We start from the raw sequence: 7,143 nt of genomic DNA on the forward strand, positions 1-7,143 counted from the left end.
CGCGTCAAATGCGATCTCAGCGTGCTACGCCTCTTTGCGCCGTTCGGTTGCGGCGCCGCCGATGCGCCGGCCAAGGCCGGCAAGCCGGAGGACTACCGCCGCCAGTACCTCGCGCCGTCCAAGCCGCTCGATCCAGCGGCCGCTGCGAGCACCGCACCCGCCGCCTCGGTTCCCACGCCGCCGGCCCCGATCCACCTCGACAACGCCGCTCAGTGCGCCGCCGCGCGCGTCAGCGGCGGGCCGCTGCCGCCCGGTTGCCCGAAGGAAGGCCAGGCCATGCCGCGACCCATGCAAGCGCCTGCGACCACCTCCAGCTCATGGGTGCCGGCCAGCGACCAGTTCCACTGAGCGCCGTTGCTTGCCCCTGGCGCGAAGGAGGGGAGTCAACATGGCGGGGCGCGACCTGGTGGCCGGGCGTCTACTCGCCGTATTTGGCGCCAGATATGTTGCCTGCCGCATCCAGCCTGACCTCGAACGGGACGGCACGCTTGTCGTTGCCGGCAAACCGGCGCTGCAGGAGCGACATGCCGTCGGTGGCCACCCACATGGGTCCGCGGTAGCCCACCTTCTGCAGTGTCGTTGCCACGACCTGCGGGTCATCCTCGAGTGCCACCGGCAGCCATGACTTGAAGGCGGCGGGGTCGGTGCTCCGCGCCAGGTGGGCCAGATGGCTTACGCAGGGACTGCACCAGGTGGCCCAGAAGTAGAGGGTGACCGGTTGCCCGCGTAGCTCGCCGAACGTGTGCTTGTGCCCTGCGAGATCGACGAGCGGGGTCTGCGGGATGGGCGTGCCTTCGACCTGGGCGAGGCTTGGCGCAAACAGCCCCAACCGGAAGGCCAGCAACAATGCGCCCGCCATTCCGGTGATTGCGATGCCGGCAAAAGTGGTCCTGGTCATGTGCTTATGGCGCTCCGGCGAGCCAAGCGATGGTCAGCGACGGTGGTTGATCTGACGCCGCCACCTTCCTGTCGCGCGAGGGAACGACCGGTAGCCTCGACGTACGCCCATCACACGTCTCCCAGGCTTCGGGTCATCAAACGAACTGCGTGATCGCATCGAGGCGGCATTGGCAGTGGGGCACCCGGCCGTTGGGTGCCTGCCTTCTGCGATCAGTTCCCGGGTATGTCTCTTGCCGACGCCTGGCGGTAGATGAGCTCCAGGTTCTCCCGGCTGTTCGCGTAGTCCCCGGCCGTCCGGACGACGTTGCGCCATGGATCGCACACCACCGCTTCCGCGTTCCACGTCGAGGCATCGGACGGGTCGGTCCGGGCATCGCGCCCTATGACCACGAAGCCATGGTCGCCGTATCTGAGCTGCACCCAGTCCAGGGGGAAGATCTTCCAGTAGTCCCGCAGATGGACGAAGGCGACGGCGCTCTGCACGCCGCAATTGCCGCAGTGGTAGTGAAGGCCTTCTTTCGCCCAGATGTCCATCAACGCCTTGGCCATGCGCGGCGTGCCCTTCCGGTAGGGATGACCTGCGGCCGCGGCGGCCTTTCCCTCTCTGGTGGCGTCGTCGGTGGTGGCGCTTTGGAGCAGGTGGTGGCTGTACAGCCCCGCGTCCTTCCAGAGGATACCGGCCGGCGGAAAGAGCAAGGTCAGGCCGAGGCTTTTGGCATAGAACTTCCAGTCGTTCGATGCGCCGAAGTACAGATGGGTTTTCACATACGCCTTCGTTTCCAGCGCTGCGGCGCGGTAGCGATCCTTCTCCAGAACAGCCGACATGGCGCAACTCCTCCGATATGAAACCCACCCATCGCCCGGGCTTCCTGGCGGCGATCCCCCAGCCGCAGCGATGCCATCCGGCGTACATCCTCCACCGCACATGGCGGGGCTGTCACGTGACGAACCGTTACGCAACCTCACCCAAGCTTACGCCGGCACGCCTATGCCAGCCCGAAAACGTCGGGTGGGGCGGCGAATCCACCCGTGCGGGTTCTGGGGACATGGCCGCCGGCGCCGCGAGGCCGCCTGGTCCTGGTCGACGGAGAAGGTGGCCGCGGCGGGCCGACCGGCAGGTCCGCGCCGCGATGGTCCTAAGGCTGTCGATGACGGTTGACGGTGTCGCGCAAGTCCAGCGCGGCCTGACGCGCGGCCTGGGCAAAGTCCTCGCCGCTGCCGGCATAGAGGATCGCGCGCGAGGAGCTGATCATGAGTCCGGCACCGTCGGCGGTGCGGCCGTGGCGCAGCACGGCTTCCACGTCGCCGCCCTGGGCGCCGATGCCGGGGACGAGCAGGGGCATGTCGCCGACCAGGGCGCGCACCTGCGCCAGTTGCTCGGGCCAGGTGGCGCCGGTGACCAGGGCGCAGTTGCCGTTGGCGTTCCAGTCGCGGGCGATGGTGCGGGCGAGGTGCTGGTAGAGCGGCAGGCGTTCGCCGCCGGTGCTTTCGACGATGAGGTCCTGCAGGTCGGCTGCGCCGGGGTTGGAGGTGTGGCAGAGCAGGATCACGCCCTTGTCGGCGCGGTCCAGGAAGGGCTGGATGGAGTCGCGGCCGAGGTATGGGTTGAGCGTGACCGCATCGGCGCGGTAGCGATCGAAGGCCTCGCTGGCGTAGTGCTGGGCGGTGGAACCGATGTCGCCGCGCTTGGCGTCGAGGATGACCGGGATGCCCGGGTGCGCCTCGTGGATGTGCGCGATCAGGCGCTCGAGTGCGTCTTCGGCGCGCAGGGCGGCGAAGTGGGCGATCTGGGGCTTGTAGGCGCAGACGAGGTCGGCGGTGGCGTCGACGATGGCGCGGCAGAAGTCGTGGACCGCGTCGGGGGTGCCGCGCAGGTGGGCCGGGAATTTGGACGGCTCGGGGTCGAGGCCGACGCAGACGAGGGAGTCGTTGCGCTGCCATGCCTGGTGCAGGGACTGCATGAAGTGCATGGGGCGCTCCTCGGTGGATGTGGTTTGTTTGTCGCTTCGTTGGTGGTGGGGCAAGAGTGGCCCCTCACCACGGCCTTTTCCCCGTAGAGGAGAACGAGCAGGGCGAAGGACAAAGGCTTTCCCTTCTCCCCAACCCTCTCCCCCGGCTGTGCCGGGGGAGAGGGAGTTACAGCATCAGGCCAGCTTCTTGTACTTCACGCGCTTGGGACCGGCGTCGTCGCCCAGGCGGCGCTTCTTGTCGGCTTCGTACTCGTTGTAGTTGCCGGGGAAGAACTCGACGTGCGAGTCGCCCTCGAAGGCCAGGATATGCGTGGCGATGCGGTCGAGGAACCAGCGGTCGTGCGAGATCACCATCGCGCAGCCGGGGAACTCCAGCAGCGCGTCTTCCAGCGCGCGCAGGGTTTCCACGTCCAGGTCGTTGGACGGCTCGTCGAGCAGCAGCACGTTGCCGCCCTGCAGCAGGGTCTTGGCCAGGTGCAGGCGGCCGCGTTCGCCGCCGGAGAGGTTGCCGACGATCTTCTGCTGGTCGGTGCCCTTGAAGTTGAAGCGGCCGATGTAGGCGCGCGACTGGATCTCGAAGTTGCCGATGGTGAGGATGTCGGCGCCGCCGGAGACTTCCTGCCAGACGTTGTTCTTGGGATCCAGCGCGCCGCGCGACTGGTCGACGTAGGCGAGCTTGACCGTGTGGCCGAGCTTGACCTCGCCCTGGTCGGGTTGCTCCTTGCCCATGATCATCTTCATGAGCGTGGACTTGCCGGCGCCGTTGGGGCCCATCACGCCGACGATCGCGCCCGGCGGCACCTTGAACGACAGGTCGTCGATCAGCAGGCGGTCGCCGAAGGCCTTGGAGACGTTCTTGAACTCGATCACCTCCTGGCCCAGGCGCTCGCCCGGCGGGATGAAGATCTCGTTGGTCTCGTTGCGGCGCTGGTACTCGACGGCGTTCAGTTCCTCGAAGCGGTTCAGGCGCGCCTTGCCCTTGGACTGGCGGCCCTTGGCGGCCGAGCGCACCCACTCCAGCTCCTTCTCGATCGCCTTCTGGCGCGACTTCTCCTGCTGTGCCTCCTGCTTGAGGCGGGCGTCCTTCTGCTCCAGCCACTCGGTGTAGTTGCCCTTCCAGGGGATGCCGCGGCCGCGGTCGAGCTCGAGGATCCACTCGGCGGCGTTGTCGAGGAAGTAGCGGTCATGGGTGACCGCCACCACGGTGCCGGGGTAGTCCTGCAGGAAGTGCTCCAGCCACTCGACCGACTCGGCGTCCAGGTGGTTGGTGGGCTCGTCCAAGAGCAGCATGTCGGGCTTGGACAGCAGCAGGCGGCACAGCGCCACGCGGCGCTTCTCGCCGCCGGAGAGCGGACCGACCTTGGCGTCCCAGGCGGGCAGGCGCAGCGCGTCGGCGGCCACTTCCAGCTGGCGCTCCAGCGCGTGGGCGTCGTTGGCGGCGAGCAGGTTTTCCAGCTGCTCCTGCTCCTTGGCGAGCGCGTCGAAATCGGCGCCTTCCTCGGCGTAGGCGGCGTAGACCTCTTCCAGGCGCTTCTGCGCGTCGAGGATCACGTGCACGCCTTCCTCGACCACTTCGCGCACGGTCTTCTCGGGATCCAGCTGCGGTTCCTGCGCCAGGTAGCCGACCTTGATGCCCGGCTGCGGGCGGGCCTCGCCCTGGAAGTCGGTGTCCACGCCGGCCATGATCCTGAGCACCGTGGACTTGCCCGCGCCGTTCAGGCCCAGCAGGCCGATTTTGGCGCCGGGGAAGAAGCTGAGCGAGATGTCCTTGATGATCTGGCGCTTCGGGGGAACGATCTTGCTCACCCCGTTCATGGTGTAGATGTACTGCATGGAGCCTCCGGAGGCGTGCGCGCGGCGGCCGATGGGCCGCCGCGGCAGAAGGGAAATCGCTAAACCGCGCATTATAGCGGAGGCGCGCCGGGCGAACGACCGCCGCCGTGCGGGCAGTGGCCGCAAGCCCCCGGCAGGGCTACACTTTCCGGCTTCCATCCATCCCCACCGCCGAGGCGACGCATGTTCCCGAAGGATTGCACGATCGAAGGTTTCGACCCTGAGCTGGCTCGCGCCATCGCCGACGAAGCGCGCCGCCAGGAAGACCACGTCGAGCTGATCGCCTCGGAGAACTACGCCAGCCCGCGCGTGATGGAGGCGCAGGGCTCGGTGCTGACCAACAAGTACGCCGAAGGCTATCCGGGCAAGCGCTACTACGGCGGCTGCGAGTACGTGGACGTGGCCGAGCGCCTGGCGATCGAGCGCATCAAGCAGTTGTTCGGCGCCACCTACGCCAACGTGCAGCCGCATTCGGGCTCGCAGGCGAACCAGGCGGTGTACCTGGCGCTGCTCTCGCCGGGCGACACGATCCTGGGCATGTCGCTCGCCCACGGCGGCCACCTCACCCACGGCGCCAAGGTCAACATCTCCGGCAAGCTGTTCAACGCGGTGCAGTACGGCGTCGACGACGCCGGCCTGATCGACTACGACGAACTCCAGCGCCTGGCCAGCGAGCACAAGCCGAAGATGGTGGTGGGCGGCTTCTCGGCCTACTCGCAGGTGGTCGACTGGAAGCGCATGCGCCAGATCGCCGATTCGGTCGGTGCGATCTTCTTCGTCGACATGGCGCACGTGGCCGGACTGGTCGCCGCCGGCGTCTACCCGAGCCCGCTGCCGCACGCGCACGTGGTCACCTCGACCACGCACAAGACCTTGCGCGGCCCGCGCGGCGGCATCATCGTGGCCAGCCGCGAGGCGATGGGCGAGGCGGGCGAGGAGATCGAGAAGAAGCTGCAGTCGATCGTCTTCCCCGGCATCCAGGGCGGCCCGCTGATGCACGTGATCGCGGCCAAGGCGGTGGCCTTCAAGGAAGCGCTGGAGCCGGACTTCAAGGCCTACCAGCAGCAGGTCGTCAAGAACGCGCAGGCGATGGCCAGGACCATCATCGAGCGCGGCTACAAGATTGTCTCCGGCGGCACCCAGAACCACCTGATGCTGGTCGACATGATCGGCAAGGGCGTCACCGGCAAGGACGCGGAAGCGGCGCTGGGCAAGGCGCACATCACGGTCAACAAGAACGCCGTGCCGAACGACCCGCAGAAGCCCTTCGTCACCTCGGGCCTGCGCGTGGGCACCCCCGCCGTCACCACCCGCGGCTACAAGGAGGCCGACTGCGTGGAATTGGCCAACTGGCTGTGCGACGTGCTGGACGCACCGAGCGACGAGGCGGTGATCGCCAAGGTGCGCGGGAAGGTCGAGGCGCAGTGCAAGAAGTTTCCGGTTTACGGTTAAGCGGGGAACGGGGAACGGGGAACGGGGAACGGGGAACGGGGAACGGGGAACATGGAGGTTCCGGTGGCTTCGGATTATCGGCAGTTGCGGATCTGGCAGGGGGCCATGGACCTGGCTGAGCACGTTCAGCGGTTGACCGGAACATTTCCCGCTGGCGAACGCTTCGGGATCACCTTGCAACTGCGACGTGCTGCGGTTTCAGTACCATCCTGTATTGCAGAGGGCAACGCTCGTGGTTCCACCCGCGACTACTACTTGAGGTTTTTGTCGATGTCCGCAGGTTCGCTGGCAGAAGTCGAAACCCAGCTGCTACTGGCTAGTCGGTTTGGCTACATCTCTGAAAGCGCGCTCGCGCCAGTGCTTACCACCACCCATGCCGTAGCGCGCCAGTTGCAGGCGCTCAGAAACGCGCTATCAAAAAAGCTTGCCCCGACCACCCCGTTCCCCGTTTCCCGTTCCCCGTTTCCCAGCCCCTGATGCCCGGCCCCGTCTGCCAGCACGAAGACACCCGCGTGATCGACTCGCGGCTGACCGAGGACGGCGCCACCGTGCGCCGTCGTCGCGAGTGCCCGCAATGCGGCGAGCGCTTCAACACCTTCGAGACGGCGGACTTGAAGCTGCCGGCGATTGTCAAGAGCGGCGAGCGGCGCGAGACCTTCGACGAACGCAAGCTGCGCACCAGCTTCGAGCGCGCGCTGCAGAAGCGGCCGGTGGCCAGCCACGACGTCGATCACGCGGTGCGCGAGATCGTCAACGACCTGCGCCGCAGCGGCGAGCGCGAGGTGCCCTCGCGCCAGGTCGGCGAACTGGTCATGCGCGAACTCAAGAAGCTCGACCAGGTCGCCTACGTGCGCTTCGCCTCGGTCTACCGCAAGTTCGAGGACGTGCAGGCGTTTCGCGAGGAGATCGAAAAGCTCGAGCGCGACCTGCCAGAGCTGGAAAAGCTGCAGTTGTCGCTGCTGGGCGGCGAAGGCGGCGAGCCGCGCCG

7 protein-coding genes and 1 pseudogene are annotated in these 7,143 nt (G+C 67.2%); 4 read left to right on the forward strand and 4 right to left on the reverse strand.

The annotated features are described in order from the left end of the window. A pseudogene (locus HOQ08_RS12270) lies at nucleotides 1-348 on the forward strand (hypothetical protein); the annotation flags it as partial. 70 nt (nucleotides 349-418) lie between these two features. On the opposite strand, the gene HOQ08_RS12275 reads toward HOQ08_RS12270, so the two are convergent. The 4 genes from HOQ08_RS12275 to ettA all read right to left on the reverse strand — a co-directional run bounded on the left by HOQ08_RS12275 (nucleotide 419) and on the right by ettA (nucleotide 4,703). Then, nucleotides 419-898 carry a TlpA family protein disulfide reductase gene (locus HOQ08_RS12275; RefSeq protein WP_291195197.1) on the reverse strand — a complete coding sequence of 160 codons (480 nt, stop codon included), beginning with the start codon at nucleotides 896-898 and terminating at the stop codon, nucleotides 419-421. A gap of 212 nt (nucleotides 899-1,110) precedes the next feature. After that, nucleotides 1,111-1,725, reverse strand: coding sequence for a hypothetical protein (locus tag HOQ08_RS12280; protein ID WP_291195200.1), 615 nt, complete (start codon nucleotides 1,723-1,725; stop codon nucleotides 1,111-1,113). A gap of 311 nt (nucleotides 1,726-2,036) precedes the next feature. After that, nucleotides 2,037-2,870 (reverse strand): orotidine-5'-phosphate decarboxylase, encoded by an 834-nt coding sequence (pyrF, locus tag HOQ08_RS12285; RefSeq protein ID WP_291195202.1) that lies wholly within the window; start codon nucleotides 2,868-2,870, stop codon nucleotides 2,037-2,039. Nucleotides 2,871-3,044: 174 nt separating this feature from the next. Beyond that, nucleotides 3,045-4,703: an energy-dependent translational throttle protein EttA gene (gene ettA, locus HOQ08_RS12290; protein WP_291195204.1), complete on the reverse strand. Its 1,659-nt coding sequence runs from the start codon at nucleotides 4,701-4,703 to the stop codon at nucleotides 3,045-3,047. A 183-nt stretch (nucleotides 4,704-4,886) separates the two neighbouring features. Between ettA and glyA the strand changes: the two genes are divergently transcribed. From glyA to nrdR, 3 genes are all read left to right on the forward strand, one after another. Then, nucleotides 4,887-6,155 (forward strand): serine hydroxymethyltransferase, encoded by a 1,269-nt coding sequence (gene glyA, locus HOQ08_RS12295; RefSeq protein ID WP_291195207.1) that lies wholly within the window; start codon nucleotides 4,887-4,889, stop codon nucleotides 6,153-6,155. Between the two features lie 51 nt (nucleotides 6,156-6,206). After that, the gene (locus tag HOQ08_RS12300; protein WP_291195210.1) at nucleotides 6,207-6,632 is read left to right on the forward strand and encodes a four helix bundle protein; all 426 of its coding nucleotides are present in this window, start codon (nucleotides 6,207-6,209) and stop codon (nucleotides 6,630-6,632) included. Continuing rightward, a partial coding sequence (nrdR, locus tag HOQ08_RS12305; RefSeq protein WP_291195214.1) for a transcriptional regulator NrdR occupies nucleotides 6,632-7,143 on the forward strand: 512 nt, incomplete at its 3' end. The genes HOQ08_RS12300 and nrdR, both read left to right, overlap by 1 nt.

The organism is Frateuria sp. (assembly GCF_013362045.1).
Classification (GTDB): Bacteria; Pseudomonadota; Gammaproteobacteria; order Xanthomonadales; family Rhodanobacteraceae; genus Frateuria_A.

Excerpts from the sequence above, each read along its gene's own strand:
- HOQ08_RS12275 (WP_291195197.1), bottom strand. The coding sequence starts at position 898 with ATGACCAGGACCACTTTTGCCGGCATCGCAATCACCGGAATGGCGGGC.
- pyrF (WP_291195202.1), bottom strand. The coding sequence starts at position 2,870 with ATGCACTTCATGCAGTCCCTGCACCAGGCATGGCAGCGCAACGACTCC.
- ettA (WP_291195204.1), bottom strand. The coding sequence starts at position 4,703 with ATGCAGTACATCTACACCATGAACGGGGTGAGCAAGATCGTTCCCCCG.
- glyA (WP_291195207.1), top strand. The coding sequence starts at position 4,887 with ATGTTCCCGAAGGATTGCACGATCGAAGGTTTCGACCCTGAGCTGGCT.
- HOQ08_RS12280 (WP_291195200.1), bottom strand. The coding sequence starts at position 1,725 with ATGTCGGCTGTTCTGGAGAAGGATCGCTACCGCGCCGCAGCGCTGGAA.
- HOQ08_RS12300 (WP_291195210.1), top strand. The coding sequence starts at position 6,207 with ATGGAGGTTCCGGTGGCTTCGGATTATCGGCAGTTGCGGATCTGGCAG.